A 21,011-nucleotide genomic window follows, 5' to 3' on the forward strand; every position below is an offset into this window, starting at 1 on the left:
CTTCGCCGGGGATAAGGGGCCGTGCCCGTCCCCAGCCGCTCCCAACTCTCGCAAGCTCGAGTCGGGGCCCTCGCGGCGGTCGGCCCCCCGCGGTGCCCGCCACGCCGCGGCCCCTTACCCCCGGCTCCGCTTCTGCTGTCGAGTCACCGATGGGGGAACTTGAGTTACGGATCACCGCGCGTGCGGGAAAGTCCGTGGCTGCGCATCAGTACCATCGGGGGGCTTTGAGGGTCTTGCGGCCGCATTATCTGGATGACTCCGGGCAGGTTTGTTATGTGCTGGTCAATCCGGGCGGGGCTTATTTGGGGGCTGACCTCTATGTGATCGATGTGGAGGTGGCGGACGGGGCCAAGCTGCTGCTCGCCACGCAGTCGGCCACAAAGATCTACCGGACTCCGGATTCGTTTGCCGAGCAGCGGATGCGGCTGCGGCTCGGGGAGGAGGCCCGGTTGGAGCTCGCCCCGGATCAGGTGATCGCCTACCGGGAGGCCAGCTACCGGCAGAATACGCACGTCACGGTGCGGCCGACGTCGAGCCTCATCATGGCCGAGATTGTCACCCCGGGGTGGTCACCGGACGGGGCCGCGTTCCGGTACGAGGAGCTGCGGCTGCGGACCGAGATCAGGGTCGAGTCCGGGGGAGCGGGCGGGCTGCTGGCCCTGGACAACGTGCTTATCCGGCCGTCCGTGGGCGATGTTACGGGCATGGCGTTCATGGAGGGCTTCAGCCACCTGGGGTCGCTGATGGTGGTGGACCCGCGCGTGGACCAGGCACTCGCCGACGAACTGCACGGGATCACTGCCGGTTTCGACGCCCATACCGGCGTCTCGCTCACCGCCGCCGTGCTGGGAACGTCCGGGCTGGTGCTGAGGTCGCTCTCGAACAGCACGGAGGAACTGAGGCGTGTGCTGGGAGCTGCCACTGCCATGCTGCGGAAACGCTGGTACGGGCAGGATCCCCTGGATTTGAGGAAGTACTGATGGCCACGATGCAGCAGATGGCGGCGCTGCACCGGCTCTACCGCGAGCGGGCGCACCTGCCGCTGAGGACGCGGCTGCTGGTGACCTTCGGTGCGGTGGCCGCGCTCCACGCTGCCGCCGTCGCGCTTTTGGTCTCCGGTGCGGCCGGAGGCGGACAGCCGCTGGGCATCGGGCTGGTACTGACGGCCTACCTGGCGGGCGTGAAACACAGCTACGACTGGGACCACCTCGCGGCGATCGATAACTCCACCCGGAAGTTTGCCGCCGAGCGCCGCGATCCGGTCAGTGTGGGCTTCGCGTTCAGCCTGGGCCACAGTTCCGTGGTGGTCCTCGCCGGGGTGGCCGTGGTGGCGGGAGCCTCGCTGGTGGGCAGCTTCATGGCCGAAGGGACTCCCGGAAACCTGCTGCTGGGGATCATTGGCAGCGCGGTGTCGGGGCTGTTCCTGCTGGCCATGGGCGCCTTCAACGGCGCTGCTTTCCTCCGCACGCTCACGGTGTACCGGGGTGCGCGCAACGGCGCCACGGTCTCCCACGAGGACCTGGCCGCGAGCGGTTTCGTCGCCCGGCTGCTCGCGCGGCCGCTGGCCCGGGTCCGGCATCCCCGGAACATCTACGTGATCGGGTTTCTCTTCGGACTGGGCTTCGATACCGCCACCACGATCGGGTTGTTGGTTATGGCGGCGGCGGCCTCGCTGGCCGGCGTTTCCCCGCTCGCGCTGCTGGCGCTTCCGTTGGCCTTCGCGGCGGCCATGACACTGTGCGACACCATCAACGGCGTGGCCATGATGCGGATGTACCGCTCCGCCCTGGCGGATCCAGGACGAAAACTCGGCTTCAACGCTGTCATCACCGGCATTTCTGCGGTGTCCGCCCTCTTCGTTGCCGTCATCACCCTGGGCGGGACCCTTCATGAGGCGTTCGGGCTCGGCGACCCGCTGACACGTTGGCTCGGGTCCGTGGACCTGGGCGGCGCCGGCCTGCTGCTCGTGGCTCTGCTGCTGTCCGTCTGGGCCGCAGCCGCGCTGCACGGCCGGGCAACCGCCCGCTACGGGCGCTGATCACAGCCGCCGCGCACCCTCTGCCGGCAGCACCGTGAAAACATCCGGCGCCCGCAGCCCGCGCCAGGCGAAGCCGGCCAGGACCGCGGACCGGGCCCGATCCGCGTCGGCCACCGGAACCAGGGCGATGGCGGAGCCGCCGAACCCGCCGCCTGTCATCCGGGCCCCGATGGCCCCGTTGGCGCGCGTGGCATCCACTGCCAGGTTCAGTTCCGGGCAGGAGATCTCGAAGTCGTCCCGCATGGAGCGATGGCTGGCGTCCAGCAGTTCCCCAATGGCCAGCGGCCCCCGGGCTGCGAGCAGTTCCGCGGTGCGGGCGACCCGTTCGTTCTCCGTGACGATGTGCCGGACCCGGCGGAACGTGACGTCATCGAGGATCCGCTCCGCCCGGGGCAGATCGGCGGCGGCGAGGTCGCGGAGGGCGCCGACGCCCATGGCCCGGGCGCCCCGGACGCAGGAGGCCCGGCGTTCGGCATACCCGCCGGTGGCGTGGGCGTGCGAGACCTTCGTGTCAATGACCAGGCAGACCAACCCGGATTCCCTCAGGCCGAGGGGCACCGGGCGGGAGCTGAGGTCGCGGCAGTCCAGGTAGACGGCGCAATCCTTGGTGCCGAGCATCGAGGCCGACTGGTCCATGATCCCGGTGGGGGCGCCGACCACGTTGTTTTCGGCACGCCGCCCAATGTCTGCCAGTTCGGGGCGGCCCAGCCCGGCTCCGGTGAGATCGGACAAGGCCAGGGCGACGGCGCATTCCAGGGCGGCGGAGGAGGACAGCCCGGCGCCGACCGGGACGTCGGAGGACACGAACAGGTCAAAGCCCGGCACCGTGATGCCGGCGCGTTCCAGCTCCCAGGCCACACCGGCCGGGTACGCGGACCAGCCGGCCGCCTGGTCCGGGGTGAACGTGTCGAGATCGAATTCCACTGCGTCAGCGTCGCCGAAAGATGAAATCAGCCGCACGGTGCGGTCCGCCCGTGCCGCCACGGCCACGGTGGTGGCGCGGTTGATGGCGAACGGCAGGACGAGGCCGTCGTTGTAGTCGGTGTGCTCGCCGATCAGGTTGACCCGTCCCGGCGCCTGCCACACGCCGTCGGCGTCGCGGCCGAAGTGGCCGGCGAAGGCGCGGGCCAGCCCGTCCGCCAGGGCTGTTGCTGTGGTGTCGGTGGGGGTCATGCCGTTCCTGTCCTGGCGTCCCGGAGCCGGGCCGCGACCTCTTCGGGGGTGGTGTCATTGATGAAAGCGCCCATGGCGGCCTCGGAGCCAGCCAGGAACTTGAGCTTGTCCGCGGCCCGCCGGGGCGACGTGAGCTGCAGGTGCAGGTACCCGGACCGGCGCAGCACCGGGTCAAGGGGGGCCTGATGCCAGGCGCTGATGTACGGCGTCGGGCTGCCGTACAGTGCGTCGAGCCTGCCCAGCAGGTCCGGATAGAGGACGGCGAGCTCGTCACGCTCGGCGCCGGTCAGCGCCGCCAGGTCCGGAACCTGGCGGTGCGGGACCAGGTGGATTTCCAACGGCCAGCGCGCGGCGAACGGCACGTAGGCGCTGAAGAACTCGCCCTCCACCACCATCCGGTCGCCGTCGGCTCGTTCACTCGCCACAATGCTCCCGGTCAGCGTGGCCGTCCCGCCCGCTGCCTCCTGGAACCGCCCGGCGGCCGCGGCCATCACCGCGGCCCGGGGCGTGACGTAGGGGTAGGCGTAGATCTGGCCGTGCGGGTGGTGCAGGGTCACGCCGATGTCCTGGCCGCGGTTCTCGAAGCAGAATACCTGCGCCACGCCGGGCAGGGCACTGAGCGCCCCGGTACGGTGCGCCCACGCGTCGATCACGGTGCGCACCCGCCGGGTGCTGAGCGCGGCGAACGTCCCCGTGTGCTCGGGGGTGAAGGCCACCACCTCGCACCGGCCGCCGGCCAGCCCGCGGCTTCCCCAGCCCGGCGCTGCCGGGGCAGAGGCGAAATCCGGGCCGAGTGACGGGAAGCGGTTTTCAAACACGGCGACGTCGTAGTCCGCGGCCGGGATCTCCGAGGGCCGCGCGTCGGTGCTCGGGCACAGCGGGCACTCGTCCGCCGGCGGAAGATGTGTCCTGTGCTGCCGGTGCGCGGCGACCGCCACCCATTCCCCGGTCAGGGCGTCGTACCGGATCTCCCCGGACGGGCCGCGTCCGGGAAGGTCGCGGCGGTCCCTGGACGGGCGCTGCAGGGGACGGGCGGTGTCGTCGAAATACAGGAGCTCGCGCCCGTCGGCGAGGCGCGTACTGGTCACCTCGGACACCGACGCCGGGGCGTCAACGCGGCTGATGATGCTGGTCATGGGGTTTCCTTCAGAGAGTGGGGGCGGGCGCTGCCCGGCCCGGAATCAGCGGTCAGACGGCCTGGACGTGCAGGAGCAGGGCGTGCTCCGGGTTCAGGGCCGGCAGGGGCAGGCCGACGTGCTGGAGGAAGGCGCCGGACGCGACGGCCCCGTCTTCGAGCCAGGCGGGCGGCCGGATCTGGGTGAAGGTGTGCGCGTAGTCGCCGTCGAGGGGTGTGGGCAGTTCGGCCCGGACACGGTAGGTCCGTTTCGGGTCAAGGCCGGGGAGCGAGGCCTGCCCGGGGGCTTCCGCCGGTGCGGAGGCCAGGGACACGGCCGCGAAGAGGGCCTCGCCGGCGTCGTGCGCCACCACACCGTGGATGCTCAGGGAGGGCTCGGCGGTGTCCGCGTTTACGCGTTTGCCGGAGTGGATCAGCGCGCGGTGGCGCTTGTAGAGCGCGATGGCCCGACGCAGCGTGGCCCGCTCCTCGCCCGTGGCCGCGCGGATGTCCCATTCCATGCCGAAGTGGCCAAAGAGGGCCGTGATGGCGCGGAACGAGATGTCGTGGGTGCGGGCCGTGGTGTGCGAGGTGGTGGGGCCGATGTGCGCTCCGACGAGCTCCGGGGGCAGGACCGCCTGGGTCCACCGCTGGATGGTCTGGCGCTCCAGGGCGTCATTGCAGTCCGAGGCCCAGACCCGGTCGGTGCGCTGCAGGATGCCGAGGTCCACGCGAGCCCCGCCGGAGGAGCAGCTTTCGATCTCCACGTCCGGGTGGGCTGCCTTGAGCGCGTCGAAGAGCCGGTAGGCCGCGAGGGTCTGGTCGTGGACGGACGGGCGGCCGCCGCGGCCGTGCTCGGTGAGGTCGCGGTTCTGGTCCCACTTGAGGTAGGCGATGGTGTTCTCGCCCAGCAGGGCGTCGAGGCGGTCGTAGATGTACTGCCAGGCTTCGGGGTTGGCGAGGTCCAGGACGTGCTGGTGGCGCCAGGTCTGCGGGAGCCGGCCGCCGTCCTTGTAGGAGAGCACCGACGGGCCCACGATCCAGTCCGGGTGCTCGCGGGCGACGTCGGAGTCCAGGTTGACCATCTCCGGCTCCACCCACAGGCCGAATTCCATGCCGTGGCCGGTGACGGCGTCGATCAGCGGGGTGAGGCCCCCGGGCCACAGGCCCTCGTCGACGTACCAGTCGCCGAGGCCCGCGTGGTCGTCGCGGCGGCCGCGGAACCAGCCGTCGTCCAGGACAAAGCGTTCCACGCCGAGCTCGGCGGCCGCATCGGCGAGTTCGAGCAGGGGTTCGAGGCGGTGGTCGAAGTACACGGCCTCCCACGTGTTGAGCACCACCGGGCGGACGCGCCCGGACGTGGTGTCCACGTGCTGCGGCCGGGCCCGGAACCAGTCGTAGAAGGCCTCGGTGATGCCGTCCAGGCCGCGGCCGGAGTAGGCGGCGAAGAGCGACGGCGTCCGGTAGCAGGTGCCGGGGTGGAGCACCACTTCGCCGGAGCCGAGCAGCTCCGCGGCGCCGAGCATGCGCCGGCCGTCGGCGAGGCTGTCGAGGTATTGCTCGTGGTTGCCGCTCCAGCCGAAATGCGTGGCCCAGACCTGGCCGCTGCGGTTGGAGAAGCCGGCGGTCCCGGCGGCGACCAGCAGCGAGGAATCGTGGCCGGTGCGGCCGTGCCGGCCGGTGCGGACCCAGGTGCCCTGCTGGAGGGCGTGCCGCTGCGGGTGCTTTTCACGGCACCAGCGTCCGGTGAGGTCGAGCAGTTCGGTGGCGTCCCGCGGAACCGGCAGCACCGAGGCCAGTTCCTCTAGCTGGTACGCGGCCGTGCCGCTGTTGGTGAGGGTGTGCGCCAGTTCCAGGAGGCCGCCCGGGTGAAGGGTGAGCTCGGAGCGGACCTCGAGTCCGGCGTCGGCGTCCCGGTGGATGATGAGGACCCCGCGGCCGCCGTCCTGCATTTCGGCGGAAACCACCCGCAGGGCCGGGGAGAAGTCCCGGCCGGGGGCGCCGTCGGCGCTGCGGTGCCCGCGCAGTCCCGGCCGCCCGGCCCAGCCGGAGGAGGCCTGCGGGAGCAGCCCTGCGGTGACGGGGATGTCGAGGGCGGAGTGGGTGACCGGCCCGCGGAGGATCGCCAGATCGGGGAGGTGGTCGCCGAGGTCGGCGCCCCAATGGACGATCTCGGCTTCGCCGGAGTCGAAGGCCAGCAGGAGGCTGGTGCCGGCAGAACGCAGGTGCACGGGGTGCATGGGGATTCGCTTTCAGTAGTGCGGAAGTCAGGTGCTGGTGCGCGGGATCCGGGGTGGGGACCCCGCGCACCGGGCGCCGCCGTAGCGGCATGTGGCTTCAGAGGCTTACTTGTTGAACAGGCTTATTTGTTGAAGAGGGAGTTGACCTGGTCGTTGGCCTGCGAGAGGGAACTGGCCGGCTGCTTGCCGGAGACCACGGCATCCATGGCCGGCTTCATGATGCCGTCCACCTTGGCCGCCTTGTCCGCGATCGGGAACAGGAAGGTGGTGTCCTCCTTGACCTGCTGGGTGAAGGGGGTGACGTCCACGCCCTTGGCCTTGAAGGCGGCCTCGGCCTTGTCCGAGGAGGACTTGATGGCGGGGAACACCACGGCCTTGGAGGCCACGACGTCCTGGCAGGCGGCGGAGCCCAGGTACTCGGCGAACTTCACGGCAGTGGCGGGCTTCTTCGTGCCGGCCCACACGGAGTCGGCCAGGCCGTTGAACATGGAGGCGCGCTTGCCGTCGGGGCCGGTGGGGGTCGGGGCGATTCCGACGTCGACGCCCTTGTAGCCGGTGTACTGGCCGATCATCCAGGAGCCGTGGGCGTTGATGACCGACTTCCCGGCGGCGAAGGTGTCCGCCATGCTCGCGCCGACGGTGGTCTCCAGCTTGGGCATGTAGCCCTTCTCCGACAGGCTGGCGAACCAGGCGATGGACTCCTGGAACTTGGGATCGTCGTAGTTGAAGTGCGTGCCCCACGGATTCTTGTCCGTGTGGGTCCATCCGGTGGTGCCGGTCAGGTAGCTCCACTCGGTCTGGCCCTGACCGGAGCCGGAGTTGTTCAGGCCGATGCCGTAGACGGCCACCTTCGTCTTATCGAAGCCGGGCTCGTCTCCGCGCTTGCCGTTCTTGTCGACGGTCAGGTGCGCGATCGCCTTTTCATAAGTGCCGCCGTCCTGCGGGTTCCAGCTCAGGGCCTTCATTTGGTCATCGCTGACGCCGGCGTCGGCGGTGAGCTTCTTGTTGTAGAACAGGGAGATCGTGTCCCAGTCCTTGGGGAGGCCGTAGCGCTTGCCGTCCTCGCCCACCCAGAGGTCGGCGAGGCCCTTGTTGTACTGGGTGACGTCGACGTGGTCATTGGCGACGGCGTCGTCCAGGGCCAGGAGCTGGCCGGTCTTGGCGAATTCGGGGTACTTGGCGAGGTGGTCGGTGAAGACGTCCGGGGCGGTGCCGGCGACGAAACCGTTCGTCAGGGTGCTCCAGTAGTCGTCCCAGCCGCGCTGGGTGATTTTGACGGTGATGTCCGGGTTGGCCGTGTGGAAGTCATCGGCGCACTGCTGGTACGCAGGGAGCTGGTTGGCGTCCCAGAGCCAGTAGCTGATCTCGCCCTTGGCTTCCTCGCCGGAGCCGCCCGAGGCGCCTCCACCGCTTCCGCAGGCGGAGAGGGCCAGGACAGCGGCGGCCGCGGCGGCGAGGGCGCCGACTGCTTTCTTGCCGGTTGCTTTCTTGTTCATGGGGGGTCCTTTCGGGACTGTGATTTGGGAACGGTGTTTTCGGGACGGTGTTTTGGGCATGGGGGTGCGGCTGGAACGTCCAGCACGGGTTTCTGGGTCGGGGTTACTTGATTCCGGAGAAGCCGATGGAGTTGACGATCCTCTTGCCGAAGGCGACGAAAAGCAGCAGGACCGGCAGGGCAGAGACGAGGGTGGCGGCCATGAGGCCGGACCAGTCGGGCGCACCCTGGGGTGACTGGGACTTGAAGACGCCCAGGCCGACAGTGAGCACGCGGACGTTGTCCTGGTTGCCGACCAGCAGCGGCCAGAAGTATTCGTTCCACTGCCCGATGAATGTCAGCAGGGCCAGGGTGGCGATCGGCGCCGCGGCGTTGGGCAGCACAATCTGGAAGAAGATGCGCAGGTGCTTGGCGCCGTCGAGCATGGCCGCTTCCTCGACTTCGCGGGACATGTTCAGGAAGAACTGGCGGAGGAAGAAGATCGCGAACGGGGTCATGAAGAGGTACGGCAGCACCATCCCGAGCATGGTGTTCAGGAGGCCGAGGTTCTTGATGAGCAGGAAGTTGGGCAGGGCGGTAAAGATCGGCGGCACCATCATGGTGGCCAGGAAGAGGCCGAAGACGGCGTTCCGGCCCCGCCAGCGCAGCCGGGAGAAGGCATAGGCGGCCATGGAGCTGAAGAAGACCGCGCCGGCCGTGGTGACCGCGGAGAAGATCACGGTGTTGCGCAGGTAGATCCAAAAATCGATCTTGGCCCCGGAACCGCCCTCCGCCATGGCCTCCTGGGCGGTCTGGAGGCCGAAGACCCGCTTGTACGCGCCGAGGTTGAAGTCGGCTGGCAACAGGTTGGAGGCGTTGGAAGCCAGTGCGCTGTTGGAGGACAGCGAGGTCCGCAGCACCCAGTAGAAGGGCAGTATCGAGACCGCGACCGCAAGGACCACGAGGGCCCAGGCTCCGGCGCGGCGCCAGTTGAGGCGGCGTGACCTGGCGCGAATGGCTGATGTGGCAGTAGTCATGCTGGGACTCCTTAGTCCAGGTCCGACTCGTTGCCCCTGAGGAACTTCATCTGAATGAAGGCCACCAGGGCGAGGATGACGAAGAGGATGACAGCGAGGGCGGAGCCGTAACCGAAGTCAGACTCCGTGAAGGCACGCTGATAGATGTAGTACTGCAGGACGCGGCTGGCGTTGATCGGGCCGCCTTGCGTGGTGACGGCGACGGTGTCGAAGACCTGGAACGAACCGATGACGGTGACCACCAGGACCAGCACGACGACGGGCCGGAGCAGCGGCATGGTGATCTTCCAGAAGGTCTGGAACGGTGAGGCGCCGTCCAGGTTGGCGACCTCATACAGGTGCTGCGGGATGGCCTGGAGGCCGGCAAAGATCAGCAGGGCCGTGTAGCCCATGTGGCGCCAGGTGTTGATCAGGGCCTGGGTGGGGATGGCCCATTCCTCGCTGCCGAAGAAGGCGATGCGGGGCAGCCCGATGGCGTCGATGAGGTTGTTGACGATGCCGATCTGGTAGTCCAGCAGCCAGAACCACAGGAGCGCGGCGATCACGTTGGCCACCAGGTAGGGCAGCAGCAGGCTGCCGCGGATGAAAGTCGACTTGGCGACCCGGTGCATCAGGAGGGCCAGGCCGAGGGCCAGGACGGTCTGGAGCACGATGTTGATCAGGACGTACTGGGTGGTGACGCCCAGCGCGTTCCAGAACAGGGGGTCCTTGGCGATGGCCGCGTAGTTGGCGCCGCCGATCCACTTCGGCGTGCCGAGGATGTTGTATTCGGTGAAGCTCAGGTAGAGGCCCCGGATGCTCGGCACCAGGTAAAAGACAACGAAGCCGAGCATGGCCGGGGCGATGAAGAAGAGGGCAACCCTCAGGTCGCTTCGGGTCCGGCGCCGGGCGCGGGGGGCAGCATTGCCCGTTCCCGTGCCGGCCGCCTTGCGGGCCGGAACGGCGCCGCGGGCAGTTGTGGTGGTCATTGGTGATTCCTCCGCTGTTACATGAATGCTGTGACGTGGATTACAACTGAGGCTTGAATCTACACGAGTAACTTTCTAATGCGCAACCGTTTCCCCTATGTTTCAGGGAGGAATCTTTTCGCTCATCATCAGCTATTGACTCGAGTAGAAACTGATGTGAAACTTGCGGGCATGACGTTCTCACTAGGCATCGTCGGCGCCGGGCAGTTCGCCGGCGCCTTCGCCAAACTCTTCGACGCCCACCCCGCGATTTCAGAAGTCCATGTCACCGACGTCCTGCCGGAACGGGCCGAGGCCCTCCGGGAGCGGCTCGGCCTGGCGGGGACCTATCCCAGCTTCGAGGCGATGCTCGACGGCGGCCTCGACGCCGTGGCGATCTTCACCCAGCGCTGGACGCACGGCCCGCTGGTGCTGCAGGCGCTCCGGGCGGGCAAGCATGTGTATTCGGCAGTGCCGATGGCCATCAGCGAGGACGAGATCGCCCGGATCATCGAGGCCGTCCGGGAGACCGGCCTGACCTACATGATGGGCGAGACAAGCTACTACAATCCCGCCACGGTCTACGCCCGCAAGCGCCACGCCGAAGGCGCGTTCGGCCGCATCTTCTACGCCGAGGGCGACTACGTCCACGACATGGATCTCGGCTTCTACGAGGCCTACCAGTACAGCGGCGGGGAGGACTGGAAGCGCACCGCCAGCTACCCGCCCATGCTGTACCCGACCCACTCCACCGGCGGCGTGCTGGGCGCCATCGGCGGCCATGCCGTCAGCGTCAGCTGCATTGGCGTTTCCGACGAGCGCGGCGACGGCGTGTTCGACAAGGACGTCAGCATGTTCGGCAACGACTTCTCCAACGCCACCGCGCTGTTCGAACTCTCCACCGGCGGATCCATGCGCATCAACGAGATGCGCCGCGTCGGCTACCCCTCCCACCTGCGCGAAAGCCGGTTCCGGTACTTCGGCACGGAAGCCAGCTTCGAGCAGCTGGCCCTGGTCAGTGTGTGGCAGGACAAGGCATCCGTGACCGATGTCAGCGCCGAACTCGCCACCCGGGCCACGCTCGACGCCGACGATCCGGCGCTGGCCGGCGTCGCACCCGCCCTGCGGGACGCCTTCAGCTCCGGGCTGGCCCCGGTCCACGACGCCGGGCGGCTTCCCGCCGAGTTCCGCGGACTTCACAACGGGCACGAGGGCAGCCACCACTTCCTGGTGGATGACTTCGCCACGGCCGTCGCCACCGGCACGCTCCCGCCCGTCAACGCCTGGGAGGCCGCCCGCTACACACTCCCGGGGATCGTGGCGCACGAGTCCGCCCTCCGCGGCGGCGAGCGGCTTCCCGTGCCGGACCACGGCGACGCGCCGGCCCGGCTGCCCGCACAGGTATCTGGCGGGGAAGGATCTGACGGGGAAGCCCGGCGGTAGCATGGTCACTGTGCCACACTCGCCAGCCTCCGCCAGGCCCACGATCACCCGCAAAGACGTGGCCCGGCTGGCGGGCGTCAGCACCGCCGTCGTCAGTTATGTGGTGAACGACGGCCCCAAGCGGGTCTCCCCGGTGACGGCCGCAAAAGTGCGCGAGGCCATCAGCGCCCTCGGGTACCGGCCGAATGCCGCGGCGAGGGCACTGAAACTGGGCTCCAGCGAGATGCTCGGCATGGTGGTCGCGGACACCACCAACCCTTTCTTCGCCGCCCTGGCCCGCGCCGTGGAGGAGGCTGCGGCGGCGCGGGGCTACGCGCTGCTGCTGGCCAACTCGGGGGGATCGGCGGCCAATGAACGCCGCCAGGTCAGGAACCTCGCGAGCCGCCGCGTCGACGGCGTCTTCCTCTCCAGCGTATTGTTCGAACCCGACCTGACCGAGCTGGAGCATTCGGAGATCCCCGCCGTGCTGCTCAACCACAGCAGCGAGGTGCCCGGCTTCAACTCGGTCGGTGTGGAGCTGCAGGAAGGCTCCCGGCGCGCCGTCGAGCACCTGGTGGGCCACGGCCACCGCAAGATCGCGCTGGTCATGGGCATGAATGTGGGCAATGATCTGGACGGGCGCGAGATCGGGTGGCAGGAGGGGCTCGCGGACGCCGGGCTTCCGGAAGGGCCGATTGTGCGCTGCGACTTCGACCGCCAGGGCGGCTACCGGGCCGGGCAGCGGCTGCTCCTGGCCGCCGACCGTCCCACCGCCGTGTTTGTCAGCTCCGACCTGCAGGCTGTTGGCCTGCTCCGCGCGGTGCACGAGGCCGGACTGCGGGTCCCGGAGGACCTGGCGGTCTTCTCCTTCGACGGCTCGGCCGAGGCGGAGTACAGCTGGCCGCCGCTGAGCACGGTCGCGCAGCCCGTGGAGGCCATGGCCGAGGCCGCCGTCGAAGCGCTCATCAACTTCGACGGCGTGTCTCCCACCCGGAACAGGACCTTCCCCGTGGACCTGGTCCTGCGCGCGTCCTGCGGCTGCGTGCCCGTGCCCGCCGCGCCTGCCGGGTAGGCCCGTCGGCTAGGCCCGCCGGGTAGGCCCGCGCCTGCGGAGTTTCCCCACCTTCAACGCCGCGACGCCGCCAAACACCGGCGATTCGGCGCAACACGCCAGTCGGAGCTCACGAAGGTGGGGAAACTCCGACGCCGTCGCCGGGCTTGCCCTGGCCGGGCGTGCGTCACTCCCCGTGGACGGCGGACTGGCGTTCCTCTGAGCGGTCCAGATAGGCCAGCAGAAGGTCTCCGGCGCGGTCCAGGTCTCCGGCTTCCAAGGCCGCGCAGATTTCCTCGTTGTCCGCCAGCCAGCCCCGGTAGAAGTGTGCGTCCAGGGTGGCCTTGTGGAAAAAGAGCCGCATCTCGGCCAGGACCTGGGCCATGATGGTGTCCAGCCGCCGGCTGTCGGCCAGGGCCACGATCGCGCCGTGGAAATGCTGGTTGGCGTTGCCCAGGCCCTCCTCGTCGTCGGCGGCGGCCGCGGCTTTGCCTTCCTCCACTGCCGCGCGGACCGCCGCCACGCGCTCGGGGCTGCCGCCGCCGCGGATCGCGCTCACCTCAATGGCGCGGCGCACCGCGTAGACGTCGTGGATGTCGCCGGGCTCCAGGCTGGCCACGAAGACGCCCCGGTTCGGGTGGCGGACCACCAGGCGCTCGGCCGCCAGCTCGGCGAAGGCCTCCCGGACCGTGTTCCGGGAGACGCCCAGGTCCTCCGCGATGGTCGATTCCGTGAGCCGGGCTCCCGGCAGCAGCAGGCCTTCCGCCAGCTGGAGGCGCAGCTCCGCCGCCACCCGGTCCGCCACCGACGGGACCGCCACCCGCAGCCGCGCCGCCGCGCCCAGCGCGGCACCCGCTGCGGCGCCGCGCTTGCTCCCCGCCCCGGCTCCGGGCGCCGCGGTGTGCTGCCTGGCGGAAAGGGTTCGGGATCCTGCTTGGGAGCTGGTCATACTCCAGAATTTACACGATCGTCACATCGTTGGATTGAAGAATCGTTGAACAATCTGAACTTTTGGTGCATCCTAGAAGAGGCACAACCATGAGATGAGGATCACAATGGCAACGATCGACCTGAACAGCGACGTCGGCGAGTCGTACGGACGCTGGACGCTGGGCGACGATCTGGCGATGTTCCGCTCCGTCTCCAGCGCCAACGTGGCGTGCGGATTCCACGCCGGCGACCCCAGCGTGATCCGCCGGACCTGCCGCGAAGCGGTGGCTGCCGGCGTCATGATCGGCGCGCACGTCGGCTACCGCGACCTCGCCGGTTTCGGCCGCCGCTTCCTGGATATCGATCCCGGCGAACTGGCGGACGACGTCGTCTACCAGATCGGCGCGCTGCAGGCGCTGGCCGCCGCAGAAGGCGGCAAGGTCACCTACGTCAAGCCGCACGGCGGGCTCTACAACGCGATCGTCTCGCACACCGCGCAGGCGCGGGCCGTCGTCGAGGCCGTGAAATCGGTGGATCCGAACCTGCCGATACTGGGCCTCCCGGGCTCGGAGGTCCTGCGCCTGGCCGAGGCCGCCGGGCTCCGGGCCGTCACCGAGGCCTTCGCGGACCGGGCGTACAACCCGGACGGAACCCTCGTCTCCCGCACGCTTCCGGGAGCCGTGCTGCACGACCACGCGGAGGTCACGGAGCATGTCCTCCGGATGGCCACCGACTCCGCCGTCCGCACGATCGACGGCTCCATCCTGAGGATCCGCGCAGAGAGCATCTGCGTGCACGGCGACTCCCCGGGAGCCGTCACCATGGCCGCCGCCGTCCGCGCGGCGCTCAACGCCGCCGGGATCGGAACCGCCGCGTTCGTCTAAGCCAGTCCGCAGCACACCGCACTACTTCACACACCAAGCAACAGGCAGCACCCCGCACACCTGGAGGAAAATCATGACCACACCGCAGCAGGCCGTTCCGGCCGCCAGCAAGAGGAAGCTGCCGCCCGGCGCCCTCAAGGCGTACATCGCCAGCCTTACCGGCACGTCGCTGGAATACTACGACTTCGCGATCTACTCCGTCGCGTCGGCGCTGATCTTCCCCAAGATCTTCTTCCCCGTGGGCGATGAGCTGGTCGGCCTGCTGCTGTCCTTCTCCACCTTCGCTGTCGGCTACCTCGCCCGCCCCATCGGCGGCGTGATCTTCGGCCGGCTCGGCGACAAGATCGGCCGCAAGCACGTCCTGGTGGTCACCCTGATGCTGATCGGCGTCGCCACCGTGCTCATCGGCGTGCTGCCCGACTACTCGGCCATCGGCGTCGCCGCCCCGGCGATCCTGGTCCTGCTGCGCCTGGCGCAGGGTATCGGCGTCGGCGGTGAGTGGGGCGGAGCCGTCCTGCTCTCCAGCGAATTCGGCGATGCACGCAAGCGCGGCTTCTGGTCCTCGGCTGCCCAGATCGGCCCGCCAGCCGGCAACCTGATGGCCAACGGCGTCCTGGCCCTCCTCGCGGCATCCCTGAGCACCGAGGCCTTCCTGTCGTGGGGCTGGCGCGTGGCCTTCCTCGCCTCGGCCCTGCTGGTGGTCTTCGGGCTGCTGATCCGGCTCAAGCTCGAGGAAACCCCGGTTTTCAAGGCCATCCAGGCCCACGGCGAGGCCCCCAAGGCCCCCATCAAGGAGGTCTTCACCAAGGAACCCCGCGCCCTCGTGGCCGCCGCCCTGTCACGCATCTGCCCCGACGTGCTCTACTCCCTCTTCACGGTGTTCGTGGCCCTCTACGCCACCAAGCAGCTGGGCATGACCACGGGCAACGTCCTCGGCGCCATCCTGATCGGTTCCGCCTTCCAGCTGGTGCTGATCCCCGCGGCCGGCGCCCTCACGGACCGCTTCAACCGCCGCCTCGTCTACGGCATCGCCACGGTCGGAACCGCCCTGTACATCCCGCTGTTCTTCCTCATGATCCAGGGCAAGTCCGTGCTCATGCTGACCATCGGCGTCGTGATCGGGCTCGCATTCCACGCCTTCATGTACGGCCCGCAGGCGGCCTTCATCACCGAGCAGTTCCCCGCCCGCCTGCGCTACGCCGGCAGCTCGCTGGCCTACACCCTCGCCGGTGTGATCGGCGGCGCCGTGGCACCGCTGATCTTCACGGCCCTCTACGCCGCGACCGGCAACTGGTACATCATCGCCGGCTACCTGGCCGTCGCCGCCGTCGTGACGGTGATCGGCCTGGTCATCGGCCGGAACCCGCATACCGAGGAAGAAGAGCGGCTCCTGCAGGAAGCCCACGCCTGAGCGGCGCGGACTCTTCCCAGATAACGGCGGCAATCATGGAGACAGCAATGGAAACCCTGGCAGTTCAGCAGGACACGGCCCACAACGGCGCGGCACGGCAGGACACCACCCGCAAGGTCCGCTCCGTGCGGGCCGTGGGAACGCGCGCGGTCCTCGCCGAGCTCGCCGGCACCCAGGACGTGCTTGCCCTGCAGGCGCTGCTCCTCGAGAAGCCGCTGCCGGGCCAGCAGGACATCCTGGCCGCGGCCGAGACCGTCCTGGTCAGGGCCGACTCCCCGGCCTCGGCCCGGCGCATCGCCGCCCGTCTGCTGCAGCTCGACCTCACCGCGCCCGTGCAGCGCGACGGCGAGCTGGTGGTGATCGACACCGTGTACGACGGCGAGGACCTCGCCGAAGTCGGCCGGCTCACCGGCCTTGGAACCGAGGGCGTGATCGCCGCCCATTCCGGCCAGGTCTGGACCGTGGCCTTCGCCGGCTTCGCACCCGGATTCGGCTACATGGTGGGGGAGAACCAGCAGCTGGAAGTGCCCCGCCGCAGCTCGCCGCGCACCGCCGTCCCCGCGGGTTCCGTGGCGCTGGCCGGCAACTACTCGGCTGTTTACCCGCGCCGTTCCCCGGGCGGGTGGCAGCTGATCGGGCGCACCGACGCCAAGATGTGGGACCTGGACCGGGAACAGCCCGCCCTGGCCGCCCCCGGCCACCGCGTGCAGTTCCGTCCCGTCCGCGACGCGGTCGCGCTAGCCGCTGAGTCATTGGCTGGGTCACTCGTAGTGCCAGTCACAGAGCAAGTCGCCGAGCCTGCCGCCGCGGGCTCCGGCACAGTGAATCCCGGCACGGCGAATCCCGGAACGGTGCCGGAGCCGGCCGCTCGGGACACCAGCTCCGGGCAGGACGTCACGTCGGGCCTCCGGATCGTTTCGCCGGGCCTGCTGAGCCTCGTCCAGGACCTCGGCCGGCACGGCCACTCCGGCCTCGGCGTCTCCACCGCCGGCGCGCTGGACCGGGCCTCGCTGCGCCGGGCCAACCGCCTGGTCGGGAACGCGCCGTCGGCCGCGGCGATTGAGACCGTCGCCGGCGGACTCAAGGTCCGGGCCGTGCGGGACCAGGTCCTCGCGGTCGCCGGGGCACCGTCGGAACTGAGCATCGAGTCGGCGCCGGACGGCGCCGGCGACACCTGGCTCCGCACCGTGCCGGTGGCCACCCCGTTTGCGCTGCTCGACGGCGAAACGCTCAGCCTCGGCGCGCCGCGCAGCGGCTTCCGCAGCTACCTCGCGGTCCGCGGCGGCGTGGATGCCGCCCCCGTGCTGGGCAGCCGTTCCACGGACACCATGTCGGGGATCGGTCCCGCGCCCCTGGCCGCCGGGCAGGTCCTTGCCGCGGGCGGCGAGGCCGAGTCCGGCGTCGTCGGGCATCCCGAACTGCAGCCGGACTATCCGGGCACCGGGGTGACCGTCCTCGACGTCGTCCCCGGCCCCCGCGCCGACTGGTTTGACCGGTCGGCGCTGGATGCTTTCACCGGCCAGGACTGGTCCGTGCTGCCGCAGTCCAACCGCGTCGGCATGCGGCTGGACGGAACCCCGCTGCAGCGCACCCGCCAGGGCGAACTGCCCAGCGAAGGCACCGTGGCCGGCGCCCTGCAGGTCCCGCCGGAGGGCCTGCCCGTGCTCTTCCTGGCCGACCATCCGATCACGGGCGGCTACCCGGTGATCGCCGTGGTGGTCGACTCCCAGCTTGATCTGGCCGCGCAGGTCCCCATCGGCGGCAAGATCCGCTTCCGCTGGGCCAAAGACGAACTGCACACGGCGCCCCCGGCCACCGAACACGCCACCCCTGAAGAAGCCACCACCGAAGAAGAAGTGAGTAACTGATGCGCAAGGTCCTGATCGCCAACCGTGGAGAAATCGCGGTCCGCATAGCCCGGGCCTGCGACGACGCGCAGCTGGCCTCCGCCGCCGTGTACGCCGACATCGACGCCGACGCCCTGCACGTCTCCGCCGCGGACGAAGCCTTCAGCCTCAACGGCAACTCGCCCGCGGACACCTACCTGAACATCCCCAAGCTGCTCGCCGTGGCCGCCGAGTCGGGAGCGGACGCCGTCCACCCGGGCTATGGCTTCCTCTCCGAGAACGCAGACTTCGCCCAGGCCGTCCTGGACGCCGGACTGACCTGGATCGGCCCCAGCCCGGACGCCATCCGGCTGCTCGGCAACAAGATCACCGCCCGCGACGCCGCCGTCCGGGCCGGCGCGCCGCTGGTCGCCGGCAGCGACGGCCCCGTGGACACGGCCGCCGAGGCCCGCGCGTTCGCCGAACAGCACGGCCTGCCCATCGCCATCAAGGCCGCCTTCGGCGGCGGCGGGCGCGGCATGAAGGTGGTCCGGGTCCTGGACGAGGTCGAGGAAGCCTTCGACTCCGCCGTCCGCGAAGCTATCGCCGCCTTCGGCCGCGGTGAGTGCTTCGTGGAGCGCTATCTGGACCGCCCCCGCCACGTCGAGGCGCAGGTCCTCGCGGACACGCACGGCAACGTCGTCGTCGTCGGAACCCGCGACTGCTCGCTGCAGCGCCGGCACCAGAAGCTCCTCGAGGAGGCGCCCGCCCCGTTCCTCAGCGAAGAGCAGACCACGCTGATTTACGACGCCGCCAAGGCCGTCTGCCGGGAAGCCGGCTACTCCGGCGCCGGCACGGTGGAGTTCCTGGTCGCCGCGGACGGCACCGTGGCGTTCCTCGAGGTCAACACCCGCCTGCAGGTGGAGCACCCCATCACCGAGGAAACCACCGGTATCGACCTCGTCCAGGAACAGTTCCGGATCGCCGCGGGGGAGCCGCTGCGCCTCACCGAGGACCCGGCGCCGCGCGGGCACGCCTTCGAATTCCGGCTCAACGCCGAGGACGTGGGCCGCGGCTTCCTGCCCTCGCCCGGCACCATCGGCGAGTTCGCCGTCCCCACCGGCCCGGGCATCAGGCTCGACACCGGGGTCCGCTCCGGCTCCTTCGTCGCTCCGCAGTTCGACTCCCTGCTCGCGAAGCTGATCGTCACCGGCGCGGACCGCCAGCAAGCCCTGCGCCGCGCCCGCCGGGCCCTCGCCGAGATGCGCATCACCGGGGTCGCCACCGTGCTGCCGTTCCACCGGGCCGTGCTGGAGTCCCCGGACTTCACCTCCGAGGCCGGGCTGGGCATCCATACCCGCTGGATCGAGACCGACTTCGCGGACACCGTCTCCATCTCAGCCGATCCCGGCTACAGCACCACCGCCCCCGGCGGCGCACGCCGCACCATCACCGTCGAGGTGGACGGCCGGCGCCTGGCCGTCGGACTGCCGGCAGATCTGCTCGACGGCTGGGCACGCTCGGGCGGGATACTGCCCGCGGGGGCGGCTTCGGTGTCCGACGGCGGTTCAGCCGCCATCGATCCGGGGGAGTTGCGGGCCGACATGGCCGGAACCGTGGTGAAGTGGCTCGTGGAACCTGGCGTCGAGGTCTCGGCCGGGGACCCGGTGGTGGTCCTCGAAGCCATGAAGATGGAAACCCAGGTCTCCGCGCACCGGGCGGGGACCGTCACCGACGTCCGCACGGAAGCGGGCGGGGTTGTCACGGCCGGAGCGGTCCTGGCCCTGATCGGCTAGCTTCCTTCCGGTGTTCGCGCGAGCGAAGGGGCCGGTTCCGCCGGGCGAACCGGCCCGTTGGGGCCTGCGCGGAGGGCAGGCGCGCTGGCCGGCTTTCCGCATTGCAACCCGAGAACGTTTCCGGCCTCGACTCCTGCCAGATCATTTCTGCTGCGATTATCTCCTCAACTGTTCGCGCACGTGGGGAAAGGTGGGAGGGAACAGCTCCCTGGGCGCTCGGCGTTCACTGTCCCGCTCCGAATACGCTTCCCTCATCTGCTCGAAAAGCCGCTGGGCCTCCGCCGTCAGACCCGGGATATCAATTCCCGGGATCATGCCGTCCCGCATGACGAGGCGCCCCGCGACGACGGAATGAGTGGCCTGCCGTGCCGTTCCGTTGAGCAGGAGGGTTCGAATCGGATCGTCCAGGACCCCGTCCCTGATGTCGTCAAGGGAGAACGCAACGAAGTCGGCCTGGGCCCCCGCTTCCAGCCTTCCCAGGTCCGGGCGGTCCAGGGCGCGGGCTCCGCCGAGGGTTGCCGCTTCAAAGTAGTGCTCCGCCGGGGCTGAGTCCTGCCTGTGGTCAAGAAGCTTGGCCAGGTGCACGCCCGTGTCCATGCCCCGGATGAGATCCGGCGGGAAGGAGTCCGTTCCGAGGCACAGATTGACGCCGGCCTCCCGGAAGGCCGCGAACGAGTCGAGGGCCATGCCGTATCTGAAGGATGTGAGCGGACAATGGACGATGGAGATGTTGGCCGCCGCCAAGGTCTGAAGATCGCCCAGGTCGGTTCCGTCCACGAGCGGATTGCGGTCCACGAAGATCCCGTGCGGGATGAGAAGACGCTCGGCCAGGAGCCCTGTCTGTTCCAGGAGCTCGAGGGGAGTCAGTCCGTGCCAGCGCTGCAGTAACTCCCGTTCCAAAGCTCCCTGAAGGCAGTGTAACCGCACCAGCGAATGCCGTTCCCGGGCGATTTTAGCCGTGGCGCGCAGAAGTTCAGCGGTAAGCGTTTCAATCCTGCACGGCAGCAAGACCCCGTTGACCAGGGGATCTGCCAGCTCGTCCGCGTAGTCCAGGAAACGAACGGCATCGGCAAGCCCGGCACGCCCCTCTTCCTCGTCGAATGCGACGTCGCGTTGCCCATCGGCCCTGAGAACATTTACCCCGGAACGGTAGGCCGGGCCCAGGTAGCCCCGCAGCCCGATCTGGCGGGACGTCTCGGCCATGCCGGCAAGCTCGTCAAAGCCCTCTGCCCAGGCGGAATGGATTTCCGATGCTATGGGCATGTAGGTAGTGACACCGTGCAAGGCCAGCTGCACCAAAGCGTATTTCCTGATGGTCTGGCGCTCCTCCGCGGTGAAGACGTCCGCGCGTCGGTTGCGGAAATAGTCCTCGGACCATTGCATGCCACTGGCCCGGTCCGCGGACGCCCACGAGTCGACTAGCAGGTGATCGATATCGGTGAGGGCGTCAAGATCGATCAGACCCGGCGTGATGAGGGACCGGCCAAGATCGAATGACTCGTCCGCCGGACCCTCGTAGTGCGCCCCGACGTACACAATGCGGCTGTCCTCATAGACAACGTGGCCGTCGTGGATGAGCACGTGCTGACCGGCCTCGTGCCCGAGCACAAATTCAGCGCTGTATATGGTGCGCAAACCAACCTCCGATTCGATGATGGGACGGCCATC

16 protein-coding genes are annotated in these 21,011 nt (G+C 69.3%); 8 read left to right on the forward strand and 8 right to left on the reverse strand.

The window, feature by feature from the left end:
• The first annotated feature begins 149 nt into the window (after positions 1–149).
• Together LDO15_RS00270 and LDO15_RS00275 are read left to right on the forward strand one after the other, a co-directional pair.
• Positions 150–980 (forward strand): urease accessory protein UreD, encoded by an 831-nt coding sequence (locus LDO15_RS00270; RefSeq protein ID WP_223982656.1) that lies wholly within the window; start codon positions 150–152, stop codon positions 978–980.
• Positions 980–2,038, forward strand: a complete 1,059-nt coding sequence (locus LDO15_RS00275) for a nickel transporter (RefSeq protein WP_223982660.1) — start codon at positions 980–982, stop codon at positions 2,036–2,038. Before LDO15_RS00270 ends, LDO15_RS00275 begins: the two co-directional genes overlap by 1 nt.
• Here the strand turns inward: LDO15_RS00275 and galK are convergent, their stop codons facing one another.
• From galK to LDO15_RS00305, 6 genes are all read right to left on the reverse strand, one after another.
• Positions 2,039–3,211, reverse strand: a complete 1,173-nt coding sequence (gene galK, locus LDO15_RS00280; protein WP_223982663.1) for a galactokinase — start codon at positions 3,209–3,211, stop codon at positions 2,039–2,041.
• Positions 3,208–4,347 (reverse strand): galactose-1-phosphate uridylyltransferase, encoded by a 1,140-nt coding sequence (gene galT, locus LDO15_RS00285; protein ID WP_223982666.1) that lies wholly within the window; start codon positions 4,345–4,347, stop codon positions 3,208–3,210. Before galT ends, galK begins: the two co-directional genes overlap by 4 nt.
• Positions 4,348–4,399: 52 nt before the next feature.
• The gene (locus LDO15_RS00290; protein ID WP_223982669.1) at positions 4,400–6,565 is read right to left on the reverse strand and encodes an alpha-galactosidase; all 2,166 of its coding nucleotides are present in this window, start codon (positions 6,563–6,565) and stop codon (positions 4,400–4,402) included.
• A 122-nt stretch (positions 6,566–6,687) separates the two neighbouring features.
• Positions 6,688–8,061, reverse strand: a complete 1,374-nt coding sequence (locus tag LDO15_RS00295) for a sugar ABC transporter substrate-binding protein (protein WP_223982673.1) — start codon at positions 8,059–8,061, stop codon at positions 6,688–6,690.
• A 103-nt stretch (positions 8,062–8,164) separates the two neighbouring features.
• Positions 8,165–9,076 carry a carbohydrate ABC transporter permease gene (locus LDO15_RS00300; RefSeq protein WP_223982676.1) on the reverse strand — a complete coding sequence of 304 codons (912 nt, stop codon included), beginning with the start codon at positions 9,074–9,076 and terminating at the stop codon, positions 8,165–8,167.
• A gap of 11 nt (positions 9,077–9,087) precedes the next feature.
• Positions 9,088–9,909, reverse strand: coding sequence for a sugar ABC transporter permease (locus LDO15_RS00305; protein WP_223987645.1), 822 nt, complete (start codon positions 9,907–9,909; stop codon positions 9,088–9,090).
• 306 nt (positions 9,910–10,215) lie between these two features.
• On the opposite strand from LDO15_RS00305, the gene LDO15_RS00310 reads away from it, so the two are divergent.
• Together LDO15_RS00310 and LDO15_RS00315 are read left to right on the forward strand one after the other, a co-directional pair.
• Positions 10,216–11,466, forward strand: coding sequence for a Gfo/Idh/MocA family oxidoreductase (locus LDO15_RS00310; RefSeq protein WP_223982679.1), 1,251 nt, complete (start codon positions 10,216–10,218; stop codon positions 11,464–11,466).
• Position 11,467: 1 nt separating this feature from the next.
• Positions 11,468–12,517, forward strand: a complete 1,050-nt coding sequence (locus LDO15_RS00315) for a LacI family DNA-binding transcriptional regulator (RefSeq protein ID WP_223982681.1) — start codon at positions 11,468–11,470, stop codon at positions 12,515–12,517.
• A gap of 166 nt (positions 12,518–12,683) precedes the next feature.
• Here the strand turns inward: LDO15_RS00315 and LDO15_RS00320 are convergent, their stop codons facing one another.
• Positions 12,684–13,445: a GntR family transcriptional regulator gene (locus LDO15_RS00320; protein ID WP_223982684.1), complete on the reverse strand. Its 762-nt coding sequence runs from the start codon at positions 13,443–13,445 to the stop codon at positions 12,684–12,686.
• 106 nt (positions 13,446–13,551) lie between these two features.
• Here LDO15_RS00320 and LDO15_RS00325 point away from each other — a divergent pair, with 106 nt between their 5' ends.
• The 4 genes from LDO15_RS00325 to LDO15_RS00340 all read left to right on the forward strand — a co-directional run bounded on the left by LDO15_RS00325 (position 13,552) and on the right by LDO15_RS00340 (position 19,343).
• On the forward strand, positions 13,552–14,310 hold the full coding sequence (locus tag LDO15_RS00325) for a 5-oxoprolinase subunit PxpA (protein WP_223982686.1): 759 nt from the start codon (positions 13,552–13,554) through the stop codon (positions 14,308–14,310).
• Positions 14,311–14,383: 73 nt separating this feature from the next.
• On the forward strand, positions 14,384–15,721 hold the full coding sequence (locus LDO15_RS00330) for an MFS transporter (protein ID WP_223982688.1): 1,338 nt from the start codon (positions 14,384–14,386) through the stop codon (positions 15,719–15,721).
• A 47-nt stretch (positions 15,722–15,768) separates the two neighbouring features.
• Positions 15,769–17,589, forward strand: coding sequence for a 5-oxoprolinase/urea amidolyase family protein (locus LDO15_RS00335; protein ID WP_223982690.1), 1,821 nt, complete (start codon positions 15,769–15,771; stop codon positions 17,587–17,589).
• Positions 17,589–19,343 (forward strand): biotin carboxylase N-terminal domain-containing protein, encoded by a 1,755-nt coding sequence (locus tag LDO15_RS00340; RefSeq protein ID WP_223982693.1) that lies wholly within the window; start codon positions 17,589–17,591, stop codon positions 19,341–19,343. The genes LDO15_RS00335 and LDO15_RS00340 overlap by 1 nt, the downstream gene beginning before the upstream one ends.
• A 156-nt stretch (positions 19,344–19,499) precedes the next feature.
• Here the strand turns inward: LDO15_RS00340 and LDO15_RS00345 are convergent, their stop codons facing one another.
• Positions 19,500–20,978, reverse strand: a complete 1,479-nt coding sequence (locus LDO15_RS00345) for a chlorohydrolase family protein (RefSeq protein WP_223982695.1) — start codon at positions 20,976–20,978, stop codon at positions 19,500–19,502.
• Between the last annotated feature and the right edge of the window lie 33 nt (positions 20,979–21,011).

Source organism: Arthrobacter sp. NicSoilB8, assembly GCF_019977355.1.
Lineage (GTDB): Bacteria > Actinomycetota > Actinomycetes > Actinomycetales > Micrococcaceae > Arthrobacter.